Genomic DNA, 23,529 nt, shown 5'->3' with positions numbered 1-23,529 from the left:
ATCTTTCGGGAGCTGACGCTTTCCGAAAGATACCGCGCAACTCTTGCATTACTGGCTCACCGGATCATCGCCGGAGATACGGGTCTTGATGCCATGCTCCTTGGCATAGGCCGTCGACGACGTCTCGATGATCGGCCGGAGGAACGCCCAATCAGGCGCGATCCAATCCGAGACGACCTTCCACTTGCTCCCGTCCCATTGCTGAAACGTGACACGGCCGTCGCCCTCGTGATTGTCCCAAGTGACGTTGATCGAGTGGAATAGCCCTTTTGCGCCCAGCGCCTCGACCCGCGCCGGATCGAGCTGGAGGTGCTCAAAGCCCCAGCGAACCTCGTCGCCCGTCAGGGTGCGCTTGCCGAACTTAGCCTGCGCGATCCGGACCGCTTCGACATTGAGGATACCGTTTACAATCCCAAGATTGTGATAGACGCTACCGATCCGCTTCTTGTCGTCGAGATTGCCCTTGTTAGCGCCGTAGACGGTCTTGATCACCTCCTGCAGCACCGGATATTCGGCGCCGGACGCCTGGGTCGTAATCGCGATATAGCCCTTGGCCGCCTCTCCCGCCGGAATGACGTCTTCCTCGGAATTGGACCAGACATTGCCGATGATGTGGTCCGCTGGGAAGCCGACCTTTTGTGCGCTCTTCAAGGCCACTGGATTCATCACGCCCCAGCCGCGCAGGACCACATAGTCCGGCTTTGCCCGGCGGATCGATAGCCACTGCGATTGCTGCTCATTGCCCGGATGCGGGACCTCGATCTGCTCAAGGCCAAAGCCGTATTTGTCCGCGAGCAGCTTATAGATCGGGATCGTCTCCTTGCCGTAGGGCGAGCCATGATAGAGCACGACGATCCTCTTGCCCTTTAGCTTGTCCGGGCCCCCTTCTCTCGAGGCAATGTAGTTTACGATTCCGGAGGTCTCGCTGTAGGGATTGAGCAGCAGCGGAAAGACGTAAGGAAACACCCGGCCATCGGTCGAATCGGTACGACCATGGTTGATGGTGATCAGCGGCACTCTATCCTTTGTGATGCGGTCGATCATGGCATAGGCGATCCCGACCGACAGCGGATTCCAGGCAGCGATGCCGGGACGGTTCTTCAACCGCTCATAGACCTCTACGCCGCGCTCGACCTCGTACTGGGTCTCGCCTTCATCCCAGGTCAATTTTACGCCGTTGACGCCACCATCACGGATGTTGATGAGATTGAGGTAATCGATGAATCCGCCAAAAAAGCCGGTGCCCCCGGCGGCATAAGGACCGACGCGATAGCTTTGCAATGGAAAGAACTGTTCGTCGGCGTGTGCCACCAGCGTACTGGCAAGGCCGGTGGCGAGTAGCGCCCCCAGCGTCATTTTCAAGCGTCTCAGCATGCTCATTGCAAGGTCCTTTGAGTTGTCAAGAGATCAAGTCGGCGCTGCCGTGCGCCGTGCAGACCGAAGGGTAGACCAGGTGCGGTCCCACAAGGCGATCAGACCGCGTGGTTCGGCGATGACAAATACAATGATGAGCGCACCGATCACGATACGTTGGCTCATCTCCAGAACGCCGGAATCAAACACGCTACCAAGCAGGGCTGCGCCGAGGCGTGACAGCAGAAGCGGGAAGACGACGATGAAGGCCGCTCCGATGAAGGAGCCGCGCAGCGAGCCGAGACCACCGATGATGATCATAAACAGGATCTGAAATGAGCGATCGAGATTGAAGCCGGCCGGCTCGACAGTGCGCAAATACGCAAAGGCCCAGAGAACGCCGGCAACGCCGATGAGGAACGACGAGATACCGAAGGCGAGCAACTTGGTTCGAAGCAGCGGCACGCCGATCACTTTAGCCGCGATCTCATGGTCGCGCACTGCGATGAAGTTGCGGCCCGACTGGGATCGTAGCAATCGCAGTGTTAGCAAGGTCGAGATGACCACGATTGTTAGAGAAAAAACATAGCGCTCGGCAGCGTTCGTGAACGAAATGCCCGCAACGCTCAGAACGGGTGCATCGATCACACCGGACGGATTGTCGTTAGAGAACCAGCCGAATTTGGTGAGCGCCCATTGTACGAAGAATTGTGCGGCGAGAGTCGATACCGCAAGATAGAACCCCCGCAACCGTAGGCTGGGCAATCCGAACACGATCCCAACGGCAGCAGCGATGCCGCCTGCCAGCACCAGATCAATCAGCAGCGGCAAGCTCGGGATGCGAAGATGAAGGTTGTAGGCCGCATACGCGCCGACCGCGAGAAAGGCGGCCGAGCCGAGCGAGACCTGTCCAGTGTATCCGGTGAGCACATTGAGCCCCACGGCAGCGAGCGCCAGGGCCAGGAACGGCGTCAGCACCGCATCGAGCAGATAATCCGATCCGGCGAACGGAACAACGCCGTAGGCGAGCGCGACGACAATCCCGGCCCACAGGATCTCGGCCGACGGACGGCCCGATTTGCTGAAGGGAATCGCCACTGCCTATGCCCTCTCCACCAACTTCTGTCCGAACAGGCCAGATGGCCGGATCAAGAGCAGCGCAAGTGCCACGACATAGGCGACCCAAGTCTCGATGCCGCCTCCAATGAAGGGCCCGACATAGACTTCAGCCAATTTCTCGACTGCTCCAATCAGAAGCCCGCCGACGATCGCGCCTAGGATGGAATCGAAACCGCCGAGCACCAGCACCGGCAGCGCCTTCAACACGACGAGCGAAAGCGAGAACTGCACGCCGAGGCGCGCGCCCCACAATAGCCCACCGACCAGGGCGACGATGCCGGCTACTGTCCAAACTGCGGCCCAAACACGCGGCAGCCGCAGGCCGATTGCAAGCGCTGCAAACTGATCGTCGGCGACTGCACGGAACGACAGTCCGGTGCGGGTGTAGCGGAAGAACAGCGCAAACACCAAAACCAGGCTGCCCGCAACCGCGGCCGCGAACAGATCGAACCCGCTGATCAGCACGCCGGCGACTTCGAATGGGGTGTCATTGATCCCGATGTCGAGCCCATGGACTTGCGTGCCCCATAGGAGCTGTGCGGCGCCTTCGATCACATAGGAGAGCCCGAGCGTCGCCATGAACAATGTGATCGGGGGCTGGTTGACCAGCGGCCGCAGCACCATGCGCTCGACGGCGATGCCCAGTGCGATCATGATGGCCAGCGTTGCCACGAGCGCCGCGGGAAACGACGTACCGCGCTCAACCAGACTGACAAAGGTCAGCGCAGCGAAAAGCAGCATCGCGCCTTGGGCGAAGTTAAGTACGCCGGAGGTCTTGTAGATCAGCACAAAACCGATCGCGACCAGGGAGTACATCACCCCTGACAGGAGGCCTCCAATCAGCACCTCAATGAAGAACTGATAGTCGAACATCAAATTGCAAGCTCCGCATGATTTTCGTGGTCGACGCCGAGATAGGCATCGATCACGGCAGGATCAGCTCGGACCTCCTCAGGCGTGCCGTCGGCTATCTTCCGCCCGTGGTCGAGCACGGCCACGCGATCGGACAGCCCCATCACGAGGCCGACGTCATGCTCGATCAGAACAACCGTGGCGGCGAAGTTGTCGCGGGCGTTGCGCACGTGGTGCGACAACTCCTGCTTTTCGGTCAGGGTCATACCGGCGAATGGCTCGTCCAGGAGCAGGAGCCTTGGCCGGCCCACCAGCGCCCGCGCAAGCTCGACGCGCTTCTGCACACCATAAGGCAGCGTTCCGGCAATACTGTCCTGAACGTGGTCAAGGTGCAGAAAGCCGATGATCTCCTTTGCCGCCGAACGGCTCTCCGCCTCGGTGCGCCGCGCCAGCGGCGAGCCGACGATCTGCCGCAGAAAGCCGGGCCGCACCCGGTGCGCGAGTCCCATGAGCACATTGTCGAAGACCGAAAGTGCCTTGAACAGCGCGAGATTTTGAAATGTCCGCGCCACGCCATGGGCGGCGAGCTTCGACGTTGGCACATCACGGAACGAATGCTCGCCGAACCATACTTCGCCTTGACCAGGCCGGTAGAGTCCGCTGACGACATTGAGCAGCGAGCTCTTGCCGGCGCCGTTCGGCCCAATGATCGCCCGGATTTCACCCCGCGCGACCTGTAAATCAACATCGCGCAGTGCCGCAAGACCGCCGAAGCTCAGCGAGATGTTTGTAAGTCCGAGAACCGGACGTGCGAGCGCAACAGGCTCGCCGTGGCTCAGAATCGCGTTGCCGCGCTCTTGCCTCGCGTGAGCGACATGTTCGTCGGAAGAACCGTCCTCCAGACAAAGCGCAGCCCCTCCTGTCGCAATCCCCGCCACTTGCCCCTCCCCCAACGAACTCGATTATTCGGCAGCCTGCGCCTGCACGGGCGCGCTCGCCTCGAGTTTTCGAACGAGCGGGATCACATGCTTGCCGAAATATTCGACCTCTTCTTGGAAATGGAGGAAACCGAGCAAGATAAGATCGGCACCAGCGCCCTTGAGTTCGATAATGCGTTCGGCGACCTGTTGCGGGGTTCCGATCAAATTTGACCGGAAGCCATCATTGTATTGAACGAGGTCCTGGAAGGTGGATTTGGCCCAATTGCCCTCGCGCTCGGGGCTGGCATTGCCGGCATTCTGGACCTCGTGGTGGAAACCACGAACCGCATCTGGGATCGCCTTATCGATGATCTCCTGCAAGACGCCCCTAGCTTCGTCTTCTGTTTGCCGGACGATACCGAAGGCATTGATGCCAATCTTGGTACGCCAGCTCTTGCCGAAAGCCTTTTCCTTGGTCCTGATGTCCTCGACCTGGGCCTTAAGGCCCTCCGGCGTATTGCCATTGGTGAAATACCAGTCGGACACACGGGCAGCCATGTCGCGGGCTGCCCGCGAGGAGCCGCCTTGAAAGATCTCTGGCAGCGGATCGAGCGGCTTTGGCTTGAGCGAATAGTCGTTGAATCGATAGAAGTCGCCCTTGAGGGTGAAATTCTCCTCGGTCCAGATCCCGCGCAGCGCGTTGATGAATTCCTCCGAGCGGCGGTAACGCTCGTCATGGTCCAGCCAAGGCTCGCCGATTGCATGGAATTCGCCGCGGAACCAGCCCGAGACGATGTTGACCGCGACACGTGCATTGGTAAGCTGGTTGATCGTCGCAATCTGCTTTGCGGCTAGCGCCGGATTCCAAGGCCCGGGAAGGAGAGCGGCAATCACCTTGAGTTTTTCAGTCGCGGCAAGGAGCGCGTGAGAGAAGCTGACGGACTCGTGCTGCTTGTCGGCACCATAACCTGCCGTGAATCGGATCTGGCTCAAGGCATAATCGAAACCAGACTTCTCGGCGATCTGGGCAAGTTTGCGATTGTAATCGATATCCCAGCTGGTGCGCTGCTCGATCGAAGAAATCACGAGGCCACCGGATACGTTCGGCACCCAGTAAGCGAATTTGATCGGATTGTTGCTCACAGTCATCCTGTTTGTCCCTCAAGAATTAAGCTTTGCGTGAAGAAGAGCGACGATCTCAGGCAGGCAGCATCGTGCTGTCCCGCCCGTCGAGACGGGCGCGGCACGCGCTGTTCGTAGTCGTCGTTTAAGCTATTGAGTCAGAAGCGCTGCAGTCGTCTCGGACACGATCCGAGCGTGTGGATTTCAGCTGCACCAACGCACGTTCGCACAAAAGCATCGACAAGCCGTGGGCTTGGTCAAATCACTCACCCCGTCGACGTTGTTGTTGCGCATCATGAGCGTCCTTGGCTGGCACCGTTGCATGATCATCGTCTCAAAGAACTTGCGACGGCGCGAGTCGAAGACGAACTATTTTTCCTGCACTTACGGTAATCAATTTTTGTAATTTTTCATCAGACGCGATTTCTATTGCGCGAACGAGGACACCCACTGAATGAATGCGTACAAACTTGTCGCAAAGCTCACGATCGTCAGCCGACGTGTGTCTTATTCGTTGAAAGGCCTTCGGCTGTTTTTCAACAGTCAGGCCCAGTCTTTCTTATCGTCCCATAAGTTCCTCTAAATTCCTCGACATGCCGCTATCGAGGCAACGCACTTACCCGCTACGATGAACCTGCAGTTCGGAGGCAAAGAATTCGGAGGCTTGCGTCGCAAAAAGCCATCACGAAGGCGGGACTTCGGACAATATCCACATGGTCATTCATGAGGTACCGAGCGATGGACCGGATGCCGCTCACAGCGACGTCACGCATCGGATTTGATTCCACTGAGGGCAATCGTTTTTGTCGCTTCAATCGCTAGAATGAGTCCAAGACATCCGCGTCTTTTGCACCTAATACGATGCGTTCCGCTAAATTTTGGCTCATGCGGTCTCAAAAAAAGTTCCCTTTATTTCCCCAGCCTCGGCGCTCTTCTCCACGACCGACGGAAGCACCCTCGACGCTAGCTAAACGCATCGGCACCAGTGGTCGCCCGCATGCCGAGTTGCGACTGCTGCTCCGTGCCCTCGACATCTTGGGCGTCCGCTGGATGCAAGCAGAACAGGGCCATCGGGCAGGCAGTTTGCTCCTCTGACTGTGGCTTGCCCCCGAGGCTTGGAGATTCTCTGGTTAACGCTATTGAGCGCGGGCTTCGAGCCCGGGCTTTGCCACATCAATTCGGGAAGGTGGCTAGGATTTCGGGAGCTTCGGCCGTAACTGCTTGAGCCGCCGAGCGACAGCGATTTCGCTTCTCTCGAGAAGGATGGAAATCCGTTTCGGTACCTCGTTTTTTGAGGCGAGTTCGAGCAGGCGTTTGTCCTCTTCCTTGCTCCATCGCCGAGACCCATTCCTAGGCATGCTTCACTCTGGCTATCTGTTCCACGAGTGGCGGCCTTAGGATGAAACTCTCTGGATCACGACCACGTCGTACATTCTTACACCGAACCTTGTATCCTTGTGGGGCATTACCCTGTATTCGTCATTAGCGTATGCGATCGCAAATAGCGCGACACGTTGAAATCGGCCTGCTGCATCCACGCTCTTGTCGATGGGCATAATGCTGAACGACTCGGTACTGTTGTTTCGAACGTTATGAAGAGGCGACCCTTTTCTCAGCTCACAAAAGAAGTCCATTGACGGCTCGCGTTGCGCTTCGGGATTCAGTTCTAGACAAGGTCCCGACCCGAAGATGTCGCGCAGCTTGGCCTTTTCGGCGAGTTCTGAATCTGTCGCTGGTGTCGAACTGTCACGGTTCCAGATTTCTATCGCTTTATGTGGCGAGCCACACGGTTTGGTCGCGATTATGATTCCGTACGTCTGGCACGCCTCGCAGAGAAGGCACCAGGTGCCGGTGTTGTCCTGGACGAGAAATGGACGGCCACAACAAACCGGGCAATCGAGCACGTCTGGGTCGAGAATCTCGACCTTGATCGACCTCGCGCCGATACCATCAACCATCGTTCGTTTACCTTCGCTGTGGCGGCCCCATCGGATCAGCAGCGACGCCAGTAGAACCGCCGTCTAAGCACCCCAATCCGCGCCGTGAAGAAGTCATCTTGCGATGAGCCCGTTTGATGAAAACGCGCTCGACGCAAAAGCCGGCACCGAATGATGCGACAAGCGCAAGCGTGCAGGCGAGATAGGTATTTACAAACTCCCAAGTGATTTGTGCGGCGACGACTGCCACGAACGCTCCTACCATGGCGGCATTGCGAACACTCTTCATCATTCTGGTTCCCGGCTAAGCGGTGCAAGTCTATATCATACAACCATGGCGATAATGAGCATAGTTGAACGCCACGCGCCGTCTTTCTGCTCGATAGGCCTTGGGCTCAGTTTCGCGCGATCATTTGGCATGCTCAGACTTCGTTCTCGACTGCTGCGCGCTATTTTGTCACGTAGTGCTGCCGACGCGGAGCGCGCCGGTTTTCCACGATTACCCGTTCCCTAGGCCGCTCGCCGCGCCGCCGATCGCAGGGAAACGGGTCCGTAATTTCGGGATCGGCAGCGAGTCCCTCGCGTGGTCTCCGCCTTCATGCGAGCGCGTTTCGGGCTCGCCCTGTGCACGCGTTAAGAGATCACCGTGCCTGGCCACGACCGCCGGACGCTGACAACAGCTCATCGCTGACCCGCCGAGCCGGCTCAACGGAGCCCCTTTCACCCGTTATTACTTCGATATGACAACAGCTTGTATCGACGGTCAGGCGCCGATCAAAAGATCGAGTACAGGTTGAAAATCGGAACTATTATTCAGTTATTTCAGTTGAGCGAATGGAAGCTTGCTATGACGCCTGCACAAACGAAAGGTCGAAAGGATTGGCCAGGCGGCTCGACGAGACGCCGAGGCCGTAGCGCGGCAGCTTGGCAAATTTGCTCGCAAGCAATCCGCTGATCTGAAGGCCGACGGCGTGATGCTCAAAGTGCTGCGCCAGCTTACTGAGCTGACCTTGAAGCATTCTGGAGTTGCCATATTTGCGATCGACAGAGAGCTCTCGCCAGCGGACGCGGGTAAGATTTTGGGCATTTCGTCCCCGTGGTGGTCCGTAAGATGCAGGCCGGAGAGCTTCCCTTCCGCTACGAGGGTAAGCATCGCCGATGCAAGCTCGAAGACGTGCTCAACATAAAAGCGTCCAAAGAAATGGGCCATTCGGTGCGACAATCGATTCCTGACTGAGAGGTGGACGAATTGGTTCTAAGCACGACCAATGCGCCTTACAAGAAAGTCATATCGGCGACTCGACTCGCAAAGCACCTTGCGTCAAGGCTCCCGGTCATGGCATGTCCATGTAGCGACGTTCTTTACGGACGTTCGACCCGAGCTTATTTTGAAATTTGCCGCGATACACGGAGTTTCCCAGTCGGACCTTGTGAAGACCTATCGAGCAGTGAAGGCTGCGACTGGCGAGGCAAACCCACGTCTCGAGGCGATTCTTAAGCAACTGGCGCCAGCTGCTTAGTCGGACCATCGCCTCAGCAAGGACATCGGTGCATTTATCGACGATCCGCAATGACGCCGCCTCTCGCGTTGCGGCTTCGATAAAGTCCGGCGCCCCGTCGAACAAACCAACCAGAAACTCGTCGGGCGACAACACTCGAATGCCGAGTCGCGCGAGCTCGCTTGCATCGAAGTCATCGAGGTTATTTGTGATCAGCACGCATGGCGCTACCGCGACGGCGGCACTAGCCACATGCCAGTCTTTAGGATCCGTATTTGCGATAGCTTGGTTGGCGTCGAAATCGCGAATGATCGCATCCTGGAAGTGCTTGCGAATGAGCGGCAGAGTTCGCTGAAAACACGATCCCTCGTCCGATCCTCGAGATTGCGGAGCCACTCGTCTTCGATGAGACCCGTCCAACGGGCCTCGAATGCGTCATTTAACGCAAGCTGAAGCAGGAGATTGCGAAGTGCGTTCGAGTATAGGACATTGGCATCAAGGAGTGCGGTTACCCGGCTCGACATAGTTTGCCTCGAGCTCCTCGGTATCGGCCGCTATTTCCGCCGCAGCCTTCTGGCGCTGCTCCTCATACTGCTTGAGGCGCGCGACATCTGCGACCCGGATTCGTCGATGGGTGCCTACCTGCCGGAACGGCAGTTTCCCCGCGTCCATGCGCTTGTACACGATAGGACGAGAGATACCCAGCATCTCGGCTGCCGTATCGGGGGAGACCTCATACTCCGCTTTGAGGACCAAGGTTTCGCCCGGCTGCGAGATGGCCTCGAGAAAATCGTGTAGTGCCCGCAGGAGCGCAAGACGATTTGGCTGCGTCAGGCTACGGCAGTGTTTACGCGCACCTGATGGAAATGCAGCGGCGGCGCAATGAGTTCGTGCACGGTAATGCCGAGGCTATAGATGACGGTCTTGTGTTTGCGACTGTCGAAAGGTTGCACGAGGTACAGGAGGCTTAGGTAGCACTCTACAACAAGCGCTGCACAGGCAATGCGAAGGCACCCCCTGTGTGGAAAGAAAGCTCGCCGCCCTAGGCGTAGAAGTCTTCAAGAGGTGGCTGCGTTCCCGTGTCGTTCAGCCATTTCACGCTCGTTGATTTAGAAGTGACTATAGCAGCCATCCGTCTGCCAGACCGGTGGCCTGACGGGTCGGTTCTGCCAATCAACCGCCACCTCGCCATTCGGCCGTCGCGTGGTGGCAAGCGCCCAGCTAAGTCTTCGTTGCCCCGTCTTTCAGGGTGCGAGCTTCCTTTGCGCGCGGCATCAGGAACTCCGCGAGCGTCTTTGTCACATCCATCAGCGGCCCGGGTCGACCGCGACCTGCTTAGTGAACGCCGCCCACTGATCCTTCTTGCCGCCGTCCTCGGTGAAGGCCGCGGTGAACGCGTCCGGCAGTGCGGTCGGAATCTCGGTCTTGCGGCGTGCGAACGTCGCCTTGATGGCACGGGCCAGGGTGTCGCCCTCAAACTTGTAGGACCGGATCAACACTTAGATGTCGTAGAAGTCTTTCAGGCGTGTGTTGGCAAGGCCGAGCGCGACCATCGCCTGGAATTTTTCGGCGACGACGGTCTCGCGCGGATAGAAGCGCAGCTTGGGCGCTGGAAAATCCAACAGCACCGGGAGGTCGGTTTCCTGCACGCCTGGCTCAATGGCGTCGCCGAATGCGATATCGATCACGACGCGAACGCGGGCGTTGTCGACCGTGGCATTGCCCTTAATCCGGACGCCGCCGCATTCGTTTTCGTCGCGGATGCGGTCGACAGTGAAGCTTGCCGGATCGAAGGCGACGCCGTCGTCGGCGTCGACGGCGGCGATCTCCTTGAATATCGCCAGGAGCGCGTCGGGGTTCGGATTGCCCGAGCCGAGAAGGTCGAGGTCGCGCGTCGGCCGGAACTGGTTATCGACCCAGGTCGCGAGCAGCATCGCGCCCTTGAGAACGAAGCGGTTGCGATAGTCTGTCGATCCGAGGCGGTAAAGGAGCCGCTCCAGCAACTAGCGGGTGAGGAGAAGCTCAAAGGGCTGATTGCGCTCCTTGGAGAGCGTGAGCAATCGCGCGCGGACAGAGGCGGCAACATTCTTGGGTGGGCTAGCCATTGGCGGTCATAGCGTCCATATAAGGTTGCATGGCCTTCCAAACCCCGGCTTTGCGCGCGAAATCCGCAATCTCCGAAGGGGTGGCCTTGCGCGTTCGCAGGGCCTCCCGCAGGCCTTCCAGCGCGAGATTGAGGCCGGTGCTGTGACGATAGCGGGTCCCGGCGCTTCGCCGGTAGCGAAAAAGGTCAACGACGGTCTTGGCGGGGCTGAAGATCTTGACCTGGCACCCCTCGACAGTATGGGTCTCCACGCCCTCCTGAAGCCGCTCCTGGCTGAAGCGAACGAACTGCATGGGCAGATTGGTCGAGAGGGGCTGCCGGTCTTTGGGACCGATGGCGAGCCAGACCATCGAGGGAATAGTGTCTGTCAGGTCGTGGAAAGCGAGCGCCGAGATCAGCGCGACGACCCCTTTGGGCACGCGCTTGGCAGCTTCGGCAAGGGAATGGTGCGTGTCGATAGGCGTGTCGGGCAGTTGGTAGAGGCCGCGCCCGAGTTGGAAAACGAGACCCTTTTTCTTCATGCGGGCGATGGTCGCCGCCGTGACGCCTGCCTTGGCAAACTCAGACGGGCGCGCGATGCCGCGCTCCTTGAGGAGTTCGATGGCACGGTCCTGTTGTGTCGAAATCGACTTGGCCATGGCTTTTGATTTTATTTGTCGGATATAACGGCTTTATATCCTACATTTCGTATCATACCTACTAACAAAAGGTAAACCCAGCCAACAAACCGATCGATAGGTATGCATTCCTACGGAATCGAGCCCCACTCACTTCCAATTCCACCCGAAGCGCTCCACGCGGCGCAAGAACGGACTGGCTGGCCAGCGGTTCGATGCCGATCTCCCGCGGAGGCTAGTTGCGCGCCTGCGTCGCAGGTGCGTTCGTCGCAAATGTCGGTACTATGGGATCGAGTTCTTCCTGCTCCAACATCCTAGCGGCTTCGCTCCGGAGCCAGCGCAAGTTGGCCGATTTCGCCAGAGCGTACTGAGAGCCTCTCAAGCCCATTCTTCGACTGCAGCGGTGATCCAAACGCCAGGGCCAGTTCCGCATTCATCTGATGCAATCGAATACGCGTTTCAAACGCGTCCTCGAGGTACGCGGCGATCCTCAAACCAACCAGCATCAATATCCCCCCAATGATAGACCGGCGTATCAGGCGCCAAGCGCAGAGCCTGGCGCGCGAAATGCACCATTCATGGTCGCCGGTCGGCGGCGAGCGCCTTTTTCAACAGCCTGCTTGCGGAATGGACGAACTTGATTGCACAAAAAGGACATCTCGACAGCGTTCGGACGAGCCCTTGTTCGAGTCGCCGTCGCATCGTCGTGATCGAATCTGGAATGTGACGTTGGGTCCGTAGCGGCAGAACCGCGGGGTCTGTAATCTGCGGGAACGCGAGCGAGCGGGATCGGCCGGGCGCGCCGAGCGCCTGAGGGGGGAATCGTCTCCCGCTCGGAGATCAGGAATCCAAAGGCTGCAATGCACATCGTTGCGTGATGATGAAAGCCGCGCCAGCCGCGTCCCTCGAAGTGGCCAAGCCCGACCTCCTGCTTGAGTTCCTGATAGTCGCGTTCGATGCGCCAGCGCAATTTAGCCGTCTCAACGAGAGTCCGGAATGCCACAGCCTCCGGCAATGTCGAGAGCCAGTATTTGGTAGGCTGGTCCTCGCCTTTCGGCCATTCGATCAGCAACCATTCCTCCAATCGCTGGGTGGTTTGCCAATAATCACGGTGCGCGGCACGGACCCGCACGCGGGCAAAGCGCGAGCTCAGCTTTTCGTTCGTTCCTTGCCGCCACGTGATGGTGCGCCAAGCTTTGGCCGGCAGGCCGATCGCGAGCGTTTTGACGGCGGCCGGCCGATGCTGACGGTTGCGGCGCATCAGTTTCGGGGGACGGCCGCGGCCCGACCATGGCTTCGGCGGCAAGGGACCGGTGCCGGGCGCCCATACCGTTGTGCTCGACAGAAGACCCGCCACATAGGTCAATCCCAGCGCCGTGATCTCCGTGCGCAGATCGCTGTTGTTGCCATAGCCCGCGTCCATCAGCACGACACCGCGCGGAAGGCCGGTCGCACAGGCCCACTGCAACTGCTCCAGCGCGATCTCCGGCTTGGTCCGGAAGCCGACTTCGGCAGGAATGCCCACCTTGCGCCGCCGATCGCAATCCTCAGTCCATTCCTTCGGAAGATATAGGCGATAGGCGACAGGCAGGCTGGCGTGGTGGTTGGCAATCGACAGTGACACCGCCACCTGGCAACTATCCTGCTTGCCGAGCTGCCCGCAATATTGCCGTGCAACTCCAACCGAATGTCGCCCCTGCTTGGGAAAGCCGGTGTCATCGATGATCCAAGCTTCGATCGGGCCCTGGCGTTCAATCGCCGGCAGGACCATCTCGCGTACCTTGCCCAGCACCTTCTCATCCGACCAGGTGCCGCTGCCGACGAAATGCAGCAGCGATTGATGCTGGGCGGCCGTCCGTTCCGGAGCCGTCACCGCCGCCATCGGCTCCACGCTCTTGCGACCGCCACAGGCCATGAGGCCGACGCAATAGTCGCGCAGCGGTGCCTTCCGATCAGCATGACCGATGACGCTGGCAAGCCCTTCCAAATACGCCGCAAATCGCATCTCACTGGTCTTGGTGCCACGCCCGCTCATGTAGCCTCCTCGGCTGATGGTCCATGCTTCAACCATCGCTGATTCCGGCCGGACAAAGCCTGCGGTTTTGTGACTCAGTCAGACTAGAGACACATCCGCTCGCGTCTGACCTGGTTGGCATTCAACTGATCTTTCAACCGGCGATCTGTCTCGCTCATCAACGCACCCTTGGTCTAAGGAACTTTGCAATAGATTAGGCTAAGGCCAGAACTAAGGCATTGTTCTATCTGACAAAATTGATTCCCCTTGAACTGACCGGTCATTATATGGTACATGTACCATATATGGGGCGAAATGAAAGAAGCCGCAAGAAAAGTCCCCGTGGTCTTTTACCGCACGCGCGCCGGTGTCGAGGTCGTGCGCGACTGGCTGCGGGATTTAGACACGGACGACCGCAATATCATCGGCCAAGATTTGATGCGCGTGCAGTTTCGATGGCCTGTCGGAATGCCGCTGTGTCGCCCCTTGGGTGACGGATTGTGGGAAGTCCGGAGCAATCTGTCGAGCAACCGCATCGCGAGGGTGTTCTTTTGCTTCGTCGAAGGACGGCCGGTGGCGCTGCACGGCTTCGTCAAGAAGACGCAAAAAACGCCGGATACGGAATTGGAATTAGCGCGCAAGCGAATGCGTGAATTTAAATGAGCGGGAGAGAGCCATGAGAAAGAAAGAACCACGGACGACGAAGGATCTGTCGACGCTCGACGACTTTCTCGAGGAGAAAGGCGTCCGCGACTCGTTCCAAGCTGTCGCGATCAAAGAAGTCCTCGCCTGGCAGATCAAACAGGCGATGGAGACAAAGCATTTGTCGCAAGCGAAACTCGCCAAGCTCATGGGGACAAGCCGCAGCCAGATCGGCCGTCTGCTCGACCCTGAAGATGGCAACGTGACGCTGTCAACGCTGCAACGCGCTGCGGAAATGCTCGGCCGCAAGGTACGGCTGGAATTAGTGTGATGTCTCAGCGTGAGTCCAAATTGAACGCTGGACTACCGGACGATCTGACGCATCTAACTCAGAACCTGCCGCAATCGAATACCAGCATATCCGGCGCTTCATTAGCCTGCCAATCGGCCGTATTGCGGTTGCTACAGTCCCACGCCATAGCTCGCGCTCGGATTGTTACCTTCGAGCGTATCCATTGCTTGCTCTTGACGTATGAAGTTGGAGACCCGATCGCGATAAAATCTGGCTTCTCGTCAGGTTATGGCGGCATAGGACCTGCTTGCCTCTCTGCCGTGCTCGTGCTCCTGGCCTCGCACGGTATCGAAATCGACGAGTGGATAACCGATGAAAGTTTCATCGAGCGTCTCGACAATTGTTCGCTCACGGAGGCCGACGTCCAATATGCAATAGCTGCACTGCCCGTGCGACCAAGCCGCTGGCCGGAATACATCCGCGAAGAGGAGCGGAGACGAGAAAAGAATGGTGATCTATGGGCTGAGTTTCCGCCCTTCGTCGAAGTTTGACGAACATAGATGTCAATGCCGCCTTGCTCCTGCCCCTCTGTTCCGTAGAGTCGGAATTCGACATCGCCATCTGATTTTGCCAGCCGATGGCACAATCGCTCGAAATTCTGCCAGCTAATTTCGCCGAAGGGCAGTTCTTGAGCAAGCGTATCAACTGGTGGCGTGATCTCGGCGGCGTCTGGTGGCTCAAGCACCCAGGACGGATTTTCACTCGTGTCGATTTGCTGGGCACCGTTCATTGAGAAACCTGACGCAAGGGACCAGCCATCAGTTCATCCCAGGACGGCCGCCTTACTTCCTCCTTGGGTACGCAGATTGACAATTGATGCTGCCATCGGCCGAGGCCTTTGACTTCGAGATCCACGCGAATGGGCAGCCAGTTGTTGGTGGGCGCGTCGGCAAGCAGCTCGATCCCGAACACCCGCTCGACACAGGAGAGAGGCGTGTACTGCCGGCTGTCGAGTGGATCGATATAGGGGATCGCGGCCTGTCGGATAACCTCTAGTTTCAGGAACTGCTCAAACCAAGGCGAGCCGGCGAACAGACGGAAGTACTCGGCAATGCGCGTGCCGAAGTCCTTGTGAAAGGGACTTTCGCCTTTTTGACTCGAAAGGCACATTTTGATTTTTTGCGGCAGCGCGTCCACGCCGGATACCTCGGCAATGGTGCCGCGCTCCGTCACAAAGAGATCGTGCTTTTCTGACAACGCAAAGTCGGTCGGGAGGTCCGCCGCGCAGATGCGCTCGGCGTCAGGCGCCACGGGAAACGTTAGCTCGTAACCGCCACTTTGCCGTTTCTTTACGGTTGGGGCTCCATTCATGACGCGCCCATCGCCGAGACCACTCACCAGAACATATCGATCCATCGGCGGCGTGCTGTCATATCGTGCTATGAAGGTGAGCAGGGCGTGAAGATCGCCATCGACGAAATCCTGTAGATGAAAGCTGCACTCCGACTGGTCGGCACCGATTAGTTCGCCGCAGAAAACAATGTCAGGGCCGATTGCAATCAGTTCGTTGACAGGTTGACCTCTCCGAACGCCCTCACGATGCTGCCTCTTGCAGTTGTCTTCGTGCTCACGCTTCATTGCGCGAAGCTCGTCAGCCGAATAGGTAATCTTGTCGTTATCGATCAGATCGGCATGGTGACTGCACAGCCAAATGCCATTGGAAAAAATTCTGCGCTCCTCCGGGGTCATAGACGCCAGATAGCGCGGGCCGCCCGGCGCGGCGGCGTGGATATGAGCAGCCTTTCCGGTCACGCTTACGGCATCGGGAGCTTCTTCGCTCGGCCCGGACGTCGGCCTTTGACAATCTCGAAATGAGCAGGCGTAGCCGGCGCGAATTGCGAGGGCCTGTTTGGTCTTGGACGAAAATTCGTCGCGATTGCTCATCCGGGAAGGCCTCCCATATAGTTCGGAATGAGCATAGAACGATTACCGAACATTCTCAACGGCTACAGTTCAACTCATCCCCAAATATTCGATATATGCTCGTTATTTCAGTTACTTAACTAAAGTTCCAATGCGCTTAATTTGTCGTGACATTGTCTGGCAGGACATGGTATGATGTTGCTAAGGAGTGAAAGATGGTTCAGCGCGCAACCCGAACGGAAAAGCTCGATTTGCGGCTCAGTCGAGCGGCAAAGCAGACCTTGCAGGCGGCGGCTACAGCCGAACGCAGGTCGGTCAGCGAATTCGTGCTCGATTCCGCACTGAGCGTTGCCGAGGAGCGGCTTGCTGATCGGCGTGTCTTCACGCTTGGCGCCAAGAGCTGGGATGCGTTTATTGCTGCGCTCGATGCGCCTCCCCGCCGGCATGCGCGCCTCGAACGTCTCTTTCGCGAACCGTCTGTCTTCGATGTCAAAAGTGAAACGTGACCGGTTCGCTCCGTATCGAAAAGCTGGATCGCAATCACGCGGTTGAACCCTTCACCTGTGGCCAGCCTGAACTCGATCGCTTTCTGATCAGGCACGCCCTTCAAGCCCAACAGTCAAACTCATCGCAGACCTATGTTGCCGTAGCAGACCAAGAGGTCATTGGCTTCTACACCATTGTAGCCGGGGAAGTTCATCACGCGAACGCACCAGACCGGGTCGTGAAGGGGATGCCACGCCATCCGATCCCGCTTCTGGTCCTGGCGCGCCTCGCCGTTCATACTTCAATGCAAGGGCGCCGCATCGGATCTGGACTGCTGCTCGATGCGCTGGGGCGAACGCTGCAGGTGGCCGATGTTGTCGGCATACGCGCGCTTGCCGTTCATGCGAAGGACGACGAGGCCGCCGCGTTCTATCGGCATTTCGGATTCGTGGCGTCGCCAACTGATCCGCGTCACCTCTTCATGATTATCAAGGATATTCGTCTGGCAGCGGGACAACCGTAACGAGGACTGCCCCATCTGCGCTGAAGCGAGGTGCGGACATGCCATGCTCGGATGCTGGCAAACGGAGCTGCGCTCGTGGCCTGCTGTCAACCCACCTTAAATCGATCAGATGCTAGGAGCGATCATCTCGCGGTATTGATCGATCTAAAACACGCCGGACGAACGGCGGTAAGAATCCGTTCGTTTCCCTCACGCATCTCTCGCAGTTCCGGCAACTCCTTGGTCGAACCATAGAAGTAACGAAACGCCTGGTCCCGGGTCAGCTCATCAACAAAAACGATAAGCTGTCGTGTCCGCTTCGGCTTACGGAACTTCAGTCCTAGTGTCTCGCATTTTGCGAGAAGATCGACGAATCCGTGGCGGAAGGACTTTTTGAGTTCGGGTTCGCTGATGCTCTGGGTACGCAGATAGGCTTTCAGGGCCAGTTCTATCGAATGAGTGTGGAGGTAGTACGAAACGTGACTTAATCGAAATCGGACCTCGTTTTTCTCGCGAGCCGTCCCGCACAACAATGCACCCTTGTAGAAGTCTTCGGCGAGATTATAGAATCCAAGTGGAGCGTGGCGGTCAATTGTTTCATTCACCCTCTGTCTCCGTCCAAGCCTATGCAATAAGTAGGAAAGTCTTGCACTATCTGCGACTTCCCAGACATTGCAAAGATTTCTGGCGTCATCCTCTCCTAAGCTTGGCGCATGCCAAGCGACGCTACATCTCAAATTCCCATGACTGAACGCATCGAGCGCGCGCTGGTTCTGCTTGCCTACTTCATTGAGGAGGACGGTGACTTCTGGCTCCCCATGTACGAGAAGTTCGAAGCTGAGCTTCAGGAACTCAAGGACAGGGAAGATACCAGGGCGCGTGCCCGCCGCCGGCTGATGGCTTATAGCGCTGCCGGTGCTTTGAAGGCGATCCGCTGAAGATACTTGAGCTTCAATTCGAGCGACGGGCCTTTGCCATATTTCGGCTTGTAGGTCTTGTGGCCCATGAGGCTGTCGATGAGGCTGTCCGGCGCTTCGGTCGCAATCAACCGATCCTTGAAGCTATGCCGAAGCGAATAAACAGTGTGATCTTTGGTCGGTCTTAGCTCATTCGCCAGAAGATACTTATTCAACGTCGCGGAAAGGTTGGAAGACTTGTCGCGATAACGCGGAAAACCCTGCGGCCGCTTTTTCATGGCGGCAAGTGCGGCGTCGACCAACGGTATCTCTCGCTGCGAGTCGGCTGTCTTCAGGCGACGCCCTTCCGGTAGAATTTTCACGTGAGGTATTGGCCCCTTCAGAACGATCGCGTCTTCCTGCAAGTTCACGACATCTGAAGGCCGCAGACCCGTGTCGGCCACCACGTACAAAACCAGTCGAGCATCCTCGTTCAAGCCATCCAGGGCACTCTTCGCGAGCAAGCGCTTTTGGACGAATTCCGTTTCATAGGGCACCCTCGGCCGCTCAACCTCAACCTTAAGCCGAAGCCCCTTGAAAATGTCAGGCAGATTGAGCCGCCGCCGAACGCTGATTTCCTTCAACATGCGACTTAGCTGGCCAATATCCTTGTTGGCCGTCTTAGGCTCAGCCTCTTCCGCGATGATGCGGCTACGCCACCATTCGCAGTAGTTGATGCCGTCCTCTTCGGTGATTTCAGTGACGGGTTTGTCCCTGGCGATTTTCAAAAACCGCTCAACGGCCCGCGAACGACCATTGCGCCAGATGCGGAGCTGATCGGGTGAAAGATCCCTCACCTCGTCCTTGGTCATGGCTTCGTATTCGGTAAAGAGTTCGGACAGCATGAAGGCCGGCTTCTTTTCAGCCCCGAACAAAGCTGCGCGGGCGGCGCTGTCGTCAACTACCCCCTTCGCGACGAGGGCCTCCAGGCGCTGTAAACGAGCTTTGGAATCGAACCCTCTTGGAACACTGCTGCTCTCTGCCAAGGCCTGAGACGAATTGCCGCCCTGCCCTGACTGGATCCGGGTACGTGACAAACGCCTCGCCTTCAAAGCCGGCAAGATAGCCGGCGTCGATATGCCGAGCTGAACCAGAGCTTTCGTCACATCACTGGCCGAGCCGTTCGTGGACCCGACGCTCGACTGGCTTGGCCCGGCGTGCATCCCGATCCAGGAGGCTGCGGCTACGATCTGAGCACCCCGCTAAACCAGTCCGATACCAACGCGTTTCGCTCGTCCCAATGGTTGTAGATCGTGTGCTCGCCGTCTGGCCAGGACTTGAGGCACGATCGCGGATCGATGTTGCCTTCGAGAAACGCACTCTGAGATCCCGGCTTAACCAGGGCATCGGCGCCGCCCTCAAGCACCAGCGTCGCACAGGGGATCGGAACACGGCGGCCATCGAAGATAAGCGCGGAAACGCTCTCGCCCAGCAAATCCGGATCGTGGCAGCCGAACATCGCGGCAAGTTGCTCTTGCGCCGTCCGGAACGGCGGCACCTCCGTGCGAGGGGGAGCACCATTGATGCAGCAGGCGCGCACACGGGTGTCGCGGATAGCGGTTAATGCCGCGAGGAGCCCGCCATAGCTGTTGCCCCACAGCCCGATCCTCTGACCAGGCGCGCACATCAGGGCAAGATCGACGAAGCGGCTCAAGCCGCTTGCGACGTCGTCATCGGCGAGGATGCCTCCCTCCAGCCTGCTCTCGCCCTGCCCTGGACCATCGACCAGGAAAGCGTCGATTCCTTGCAGACAGAGCGCTTCGGCCATCGATCGGTAGGCCGTGGACCAGCCGCTCATACCCCCGAACACAATCACGCTTGCAGGGGTTCGCTCCTCAACCGCTTGAAAATGCCATCCAAACAGCGTCCCGTGCCGGTATGACACCTCCACCTTCGTCGCCGGATATTTTGACAGCGCAGCAAAGCGCGCGAAGCACTCGGTCATCCGGCGATAGAGCTCCCGCTTTCGCTCTCCATCCGCATTAAAGGCCATTTGAGCGAAGATCAGGCTCGCAGCAGCGGCGTGCCAGCTTTCGCGGGCAAGCGCTACATCACCGGCTGCCTCAGCAAGTCGTTGCTCCTCGTGGGCCATCTCTTCCAGTACGAGGTCCCAGGGCCTCCCCTCGCGCACCCGCTGATGTGCGAGCTGTGCTTTCTCGCGCGCCATGCCATAGTCGACCATTCGCGAGAGTGGAATCGCCCGGCACAGGGCCTCGATTTCTTTGGCCTGTTCTTCGGATATGGCCATGTTCACGCCGCCAATGCCGTCGTGCGCCACGACAGTTTCTGTTGAAGATTTTCCACAAGGTCGGCGACGTCCTTCAGCCCGGCGGCGAAGCCAAACAGATTGGTGTCCGGACGGATCACCATCGCGGCGGCGTTCTTTTCGGCGAGGTAAGACGAATAGGTTCCATCGATATCGAGCAAGCGTTCGACGCCGGCGCCGGCATCGTCGGCGAGCGTCAATGCGCGGCAGCCGAGGCTCCTAAGAAAGCCCGTGCGCGATGGGCCAAGAATAGCCGCTGGATTGCGTTCAGCAATCAGCGCGAAACTGTAACCGACGTGGTCGTCGAGCCTTGCAACTCGATCGCCGATCCTGACCCGCCCCTGCGGCGGTACCGAGCCCACCGCCTTTCCCCAGGCGCCGCGACGGTCATCCTGAATGATGCCGGCGGAAAGGGAAGGAAATGGCGGCGGCGGCGGGACCAGGTTGAACCGGAAAGCCAGGTCACGGACAAACGCGACCGTGCGGCTATGTGTATTGGCGATTTTCCCCAACATCACCGCCGTGCGCATGATGTGGGCGACATGCGGACGGCGCTCGGGCTCGTAGCTCTCAAGGATTTCCTGTGACGCAACGTTACGGAGCACAAGATCGAGCTTCCAGGCGAAATTCGCGGCGTCCCTGATACCGGAGCAAGCGCCCTGCCCGAGATAGGGCGGCATGGTATGCGCGGCGTCACCTCCCAAAAATATCGGCCCGCTGCGCCAGCTTCGCGCCATCCGGCATTCGAAGGTGTAGACGATCTGCCTGATGATCCGAAGGTCGTCCGGGCCGACATCGTGATACTTTTTCAAGATTCTCCACGCGCTCTCCGCCCGTTCCATCTCGTCAGTGCCCTCGTCCGGCAGCAGCGCAAATTCGAACCGCTGACGGTTTGTGCCGATCGGCAGGAACATGTGGCCTCTTGCCGGGTCGCAATACTGCTTGGTTTCCTCGAAGCCTGCGGGAAGCGGCCGCTTGCGCTCCCCGTCGATGTTGAGCCAGCGCTCGTTGAAGCCGGAGTCGTCACGCTCAATCCCGAGCGCGGACCTGACGAAGCTCTTGGCGCCATCGGCCGCAAAGACGTAACGCGCGTGCACGGTTGCCGCGACGTCGCCTGCTTTTAGCGAGAGTTCGACCTCCGGCTGATATTTTCAAGCCGGTGAGCTCCGCCCCCTGGCGAACCTTGACGTTCGGCAAGCTGCGCACCTTGCAGTCGATCGCCGCCTCGATATCGGGCTGATGAATCGAGATATGCGCAGGAAATCCCATCGGCAGGCTGGGGATGTCGGCGACATCGACCAGCCGCTTTCCTTTCGCATTATAGAAAATGTAGGATTCGATCGGCGATGAATCCCTAAGCGCCTCCTCGATGTCGCATGCGAAGCTGAGCAGTCTCGCGGTCTCTCCATCGATATGCGTCAATCGCGGAAGACCATAAAGAGACGGCCACCGCTCGACGACCAGGACGCGGTGGCCGAGCTGCCCCAGGAGCGATGCCGCGGTCGGGCCCGTCGGTCCATAGCCGATAACGGCCACATCGAAGTCGGTCTGAGCCATGAAAGACCTCCCATTTTTTTTTGCAGCTTGTGATACTGCGAGGCATGGGTACAATCGATTGTTTTTATGAGCCATATCTACAGCGTGGATGCCTCATCATGCGCTTCAAAGGTCTCGACCTGAACCTCCTTGTCGCGCTCAACGCGCTGATGACAGAGCGTAGCCTGACTGCGGCGGCGCGCAGCATTCATTTGAGCCAGCCGGCGATGAGCGCGGCGGTCGCCAGATTGCGTGCCTATTTCCGCGATGATCTCTTCACGATGCGCGGCCGCGAACTGGTTCCGACGCCGCTTGCCGAAGCGCTGGCTGCGCCGACCCGCGAAGCGTTGCTGCACATCCAGCTTTCCGTGACCGAGGGTGATACGTTCGACCCGGCCAAATCGAACCGCCGCTTCCGGATCATTCTGTCTGATTTCATGACATTGGTGTTCTTTCGGACGGTGATCGCGCGTGTTGCGCGCGAGGCCCCCGGCATCACGTTCGAGCTGATTCCGTTTGACGACCAACCGGACGAACCACTTCAGCGTGGCGAGGTCGATTTCCTGATCTTTCCAGAAATGTACATGTCAGACGCACACCCCAAGGCAAAGCTGTTTGACGAGACGCTGGTGTGCGTGGGCTGTCACACCAACAAGCAGCTTTCACGCAAGCTCACCTTCGAGAGATACATGTCGATGGGACACGTTGCGGCGCAGTTCGGACGAACGCTCAAGCCCTCGATCGAGTCGTGGCTCTTGCTCGAGCATTATCACAAGCGGCGGATCGAGGTTTCAGTGCCGAACTTCAGCATGATCCCTCCGCTGCTGCTGGGCACTGAGCGGATCGCGACCATGCATTCACGGCTGGCGCGACATTTCGGGGCGACGATGCGGTTGCGGATCGTTGATCTTCCACTGCCGCTTCCGGCCTTCACTGAGGCCGTGCAATGGCCGGCTCTTCACAACAATGATCAGGCAAGCATCTGGATGCGAGAGATCATGTTACAGGAAGCGTCCCGCATGGCGTGAGGTCTCAACAAGTAGGTCACCTAAAAATTCCCGATCGGGAATAAACATCTCATTTTCTTGAAAAGATCCCGATCGGGAAGATTCACGAGAATGCTGAGAACGCCTCTTTCGTTGGTCGCTGCCGCCGGTCATTCTGGAGTCGCCACCGGGCGTCAGCGCGATCGTCAGCAGCACCGGCAACAGCAGCAGTCGTCGCCGTTCGGTGCCGCGATCATCGCCCTCGATCTCTCCATTCGTGGCCAGGTCCGCCCAGTTGCTGCGCCTCGAATAGCCGTGATCGTGGAGCTGCCAGACATCAACCACGGCATCTGCCAGCGGCGGACACCAAGCCGGTTACGGGCACCGGGTCCCCTTCCATGTC

General features: G+C 58.5%; 27 protein-coding genes and 2 pseudogenes. 8 read left to right on the top strand and 21 right to left on the bottom strand.

Annotated elements, in window-relative coordinates; genetic code table 11:
* Positions 1–48 precede the first annotated feature (48 nt).
* The 14 genes and pseudogenes from SO156_RS25745 to SO156_RS25680 all read right to left on the bottom strand — a co-directional run.
* A complete protein-coding gene (locus SO156_RS25745; RefSeq protein WP_498536691.1) occupies positions 49–1,380 on the bottom strand; it encodes an ABC transporter substrate-binding protein in 1,332 nt (443 codons plus the stop codon).
* A 27-nt stretch (positions 1,381–1,407) separates the two neighbouring features.
* Entirely contained in the window at positions 1,408–2,409 is a 1,002-nt protein-coding gene (locus SO156_RS25740; protein WP_498536723.1) for a branched-chain amino acid ABC transporter permease, read from the bottom strand.
* A gap of 45 nt (positions 2,410–2,454) precedes the next feature.
* Positions 2,455–3,345 carry a branched-chain amino acid ABC transporter permease gene (locus tag SO156_RS25735; RefSeq protein WP_498536690.1) on the bottom strand — a complete coding sequence of 297 codons (891 nt, stop codon included), beginning with the start codon at positions 3,343–3,345 and terminating at the stop codon, positions 2,455–2,457.
* Complete coding sequence (locus SO156_RS25730; protein ID WP_498536722.1) at positions 3,345–4,166, bottom strand: ABC transporter ATP-binding protein; 822 nt, start codon at positions 4,164–4,166, stop codon at positions 3,345–3,347. Before SO156_RS25730 ends, SO156_RS25735 begins: the two co-directional genes overlap by 1 nt.
* 120 nt (positions 4,167–4,286) lie before the next feature.
* Positions 4,287–5,393 carry a dimethylsulfone monooxygenase SfnG gene (sfnG, locus tag SO156_RS25725; protein ID WP_498536689.1) on the bottom strand — a complete coding sequence of 369 codons (1,107 nt, stop codon included), beginning with the start codon at positions 5,391–5,393 and terminating at the stop codon, positions 4,287–4,289.
* Between the two features lie 1,367 nt (positions 5,394–6,760).
* Positions 6,761–7,324, bottom strand: a complete 564-nt coding sequence (locus SO156_RS25720) for a hypothetical protein (protein WP_498536688.1) — start codon at positions 7,322–7,324, stop codon at positions 6,761–6,763.
* 7 nt (positions 7,325–7,331) lie between these two features.
* Positions 7,332–7,595: a hypothetical protein gene (locus tag SO156_RS25715; protein ID WP_498536687.1), complete on the bottom strand. Its 264-nt coding sequence runs from the start codon at positions 7,593–7,595 to the stop codon at positions 7,332–7,334.
* 553 nt (positions 7,596–8,148) lie between these two features.
* The gene (locus SO156_RS25710; protein WP_498536686.1) at positions 8,149–8,322 is read right to left on the bottom strand and encodes a hypothetical protein; all 174 of its coding nucleotides are present in this window, start codon (positions 8,320–8,322) and stop codon (positions 8,149–8,151) included.
* 315 nt (positions 8,323–8,637) lie between these two features.
* Complete coding sequence (locus SO156_RS25705) at positions 8,638–9,198, bottom strand: hypothetical protein (protein WP_498536685.1); 561 nt, start codon at positions 9,196–9,198, stop codon at positions 8,638–8,640.
* Positions 9,199–9,297: 99 nt separating this feature from the next.
* Positions 9,298–9,558 carry a helix-turn-helix domain-containing protein gene (locus SO156_RS25700; RefSeq protein WP_498536684.1) on the bottom strand — a complete coding sequence of 87 codons (261 nt, stop codon included), beginning with the start codon at positions 9,556–9,558 and terminating at the stop codon, positions 9,298–9,300.
* A 551-nt stretch (positions 9,559–10,109) separates the two neighbouring features.
* On the bottom strand, positions 10,110–10,301 hold the full coding sequence (locus SO156_RS25695) for a hypothetical protein (protein WP_498536683.1): 192 nt from the start codon (positions 10,299–10,301) through the stop codon (positions 10,110–10,112).
* Positions 10,302–10,805 carry a nucleotidyl transferase AbiEii/AbiGii toxin family protein gene (locus SO156_RS25690; protein ID WP_498536682.1) on the bottom strand — a complete coding sequence of 168 codons (504 nt, stop codon included), beginning with the start codon at positions 10,803–10,805 and terminating at the stop codon, positions 10,302–10,304.
* Positions 10,806–10,899: 94 nt separating this feature from the next.
* Positions 10,900–11,544, bottom strand: coding sequence for a type IV toxin-antitoxin system AbiEi family antitoxin domain-containing protein (locus SO156_RS25685; RefSeq protein ID WP_498536681.1), 645 nt, complete (start codon positions 11,542–11,544; stop codon positions 10,900–10,902).
* Positions 11,545–12,250: 706 nt separating this feature from the next.
* A pseudogene (locus SO156_RS25680) lies at positions 12,251–13,558 on the bottom strand (IS701 family transposase); the annotation flags it as partial.
* A gap of 294 nt (positions 13,559–13,852) precedes the next feature.
* Here SO156_RS25680 and SO156_RS25675 point away from each other — a divergent pair.
* The 4 genes from SO156_RS25675 (at position 13,853) to SO156_RS25660 (ending at position 15,264) form a co-directional block, all read left to right on the top strand.
* Complete coding sequence (locus tag SO156_RS25675) at positions 13,853–14,200, top strand: type II toxin-antitoxin system RelE/ParE family toxin (protein ID WP_498536680.1); 348 nt, start codon at positions 13,853–13,855, stop codon at positions 14,198–14,200.
* A 13-nt stretch (positions 14,201–14,213) separates the two neighbouring features.
* Positions 14,214–14,510, top strand: a complete 297-nt coding sequence (locus SO156_RS25670; protein ID WP_498536679.1) for a helix-turn-helix domain-containing protein — start codon at positions 14,214–14,216, stop codon at positions 14,508–14,510.
* Positions 14,510–15,022, top strand: coding sequence for a hypothetical protein (locus SO156_RS25665; protein WP_498536678.1), 513 nt, complete (start codon positions 14,510–14,512; stop codon positions 15,020–15,022). The genes SO156_RS25670 and SO156_RS25665 overlap by 1 nt, the downstream gene beginning before the upstream one ends.
* Positions 15,023–15,108: 86 nt before the next feature.
* Positions 15,109–15,264: a hypothetical protein gene (locus SO156_RS25660; protein WP_498536677.1), complete on the top strand. Its 156-nt coding sequence runs from the start codon at positions 15,109–15,111 to the stop codon at positions 15,262–15,264.
* Here the strand turns inward: SO156_RS25660 and SO156_RS25655 are convergent.
* Positions 15,258–16,415, bottom strand: a complete 1,158-nt coding sequence (locus tag SO156_RS25655; RefSeq protein ID WP_498536676.1) for a hypothetical protein — start codon at positions 16,413–16,415, stop codon at positions 15,258–15,260. The two genes, SO156_RS25660 and SO156_RS25655, sit on opposite strands and share 7 nt — an antisense overlap.
* A 194-nt stretch (positions 16,416–16,609) precedes the next feature.
* On the opposite strand from SO156_RS25655, the gene SO156_RS25650 reads away from it, so the two are divergent.
* Positions 16,610–16,900, top strand: coding sequence for a type II toxin-antitoxin system TacA family antitoxin (locus SO156_RS25650; RefSeq protein WP_498536675.1), 291 nt, complete (start codon positions 16,610–16,612; stop codon positions 16,898–16,900).
* Positions 16,897–17,403: a GNAT family N-acetyltransferase gene (locus SO156_RS25645; RefSeq protein ID WP_498536674.1), complete on the top strand. Its 507-nt coding sequence runs from the start codon at positions 16,897–16,899 to the stop codon at positions 17,401–17,403. Before SO156_RS25650 ends, SO156_RS25645 begins: the two co-directional genes overlap by 4 nt.
* Positions 17,404–17,525: 122 nt before the next feature.
* On the opposite strand, the gene SO156_RS25640 is transcribed toward SO156_RS25645, so the two are convergent.
* On the bottom strand, positions 17,526–17,987 hold the full coding sequence (locus SO156_RS25640; RefSeq protein ID WP_498536673.1) for a hypothetical protein: 462 nt from the start codon (positions 17,985–17,987) through the stop codon (positions 17,526–17,528).
* 138 nt (positions 17,988–18,125) lie between these two features.
* Here SO156_RS25640 and SO156_RS25635 point away from each other — a divergent pair, with 138 nt between their 5' ends.
* Positions 18,126–18,320 carry a hypothetical protein gene (locus tag SO156_RS25635; RefSeq protein WP_498536672.1) on the top strand — a complete coding sequence of 65 codons (195 nt, stop codon included), beginning with the start codon at positions 18,126–18,128 and terminating at the stop codon, positions 18,318–18,320.
* Here SO156_RS25635 and SO156_RS25630 read toward each other — a convergent pair.
* The 4 genes and pseudogenes from SO156_RS25630 to SO156_RS25615 all read right to left on the bottom strand — a co-directional run.
* Positions 18,284–19,444, bottom strand: a complete 1,161-nt coding sequence (locus SO156_RS25630; RefSeq protein ID WP_498536671.1) for a tyrosine-type recombinase/integrase — start codon at positions 19,442–19,444, stop codon at positions 18,284–18,286. The two genes, SO156_RS25635 and SO156_RS25630, sit on opposite strands and share 37 nt — an antisense overlap.
* 77 nt (positions 19,445–19,521) lie before the next feature.
* The gene (locus SO156_RS25625) at positions 19,522–20,616 is read right to left on the bottom strand and encodes an alpha/beta hydrolase (protein WP_498536670.1); all 1,095 of its coding nucleotides are present in this window, start codon (positions 20,614–20,616) and stop codon (positions 19,522–19,524) included.
* Positions 20,589–21,119 (bottom strand): hypothetical protein, encoded by a 531-nt coding sequence (locus SO156_RS25620; RefSeq protein ID WP_498536721.1) that lies wholly within the window; start codon positions 21,117–21,119, stop codon positions 20,589–20,591. Before SO156_RS25620 ends, SO156_RS25625 begins: the two co-directional genes overlap by 28 nt.
* A gap of 66 nt (positions 21,120–21,185) precedes the next feature.
* Positions 21,186–22,161 (bottom strand): annotated as a pseudogene (locus SO156_RS25615) (FAD-dependent monooxygenase); the annotation flags it as partial.
* A gap of 98 nt (positions 22,162–22,259) precedes the next feature.
* On the opposite strand from SO156_RS25615, the gene SO156_RS25610 reads away from it, so the two are divergent.
* The gene (locus SO156_RS25610) at positions 22,260–23,168 is read left to right on the top strand and encodes a LysR family transcriptional regulator (protein WP_498536669.1); all 909 of its coding nucleotides are present in this window, start codon (positions 22,260–22,262) and stop codon (positions 23,166–23,168) included.
* On the opposite strand, the gene SO156_RS25605 is transcribed toward SO156_RS25610, so the two are convergent.
* Positions 23,142–23,471 carry a hypothetical protein gene (locus SO156_RS25605; RefSeq protein WP_498536668.1) on the bottom strand — a complete coding sequence of 110 codons (330 nt, stop codon included), beginning with the start codon at positions 23,469–23,471 and terminating at the stop codon, positions 23,142–23,144. The genes SO156_RS25610 and SO156_RS25605 overlap by 27 nt on opposite strands.
* Positions 23,472–23,529: the final 58 nt, after the last annotated feature.

It is taken from the genome of Bradyrhizobium sp. UFLA05-125 (assembly GCF_059803515.1).
Note: the sequence above shows the minus strand (reverse complement) of the source record. Positions and strands in the feature narration are given on the sequence as shown.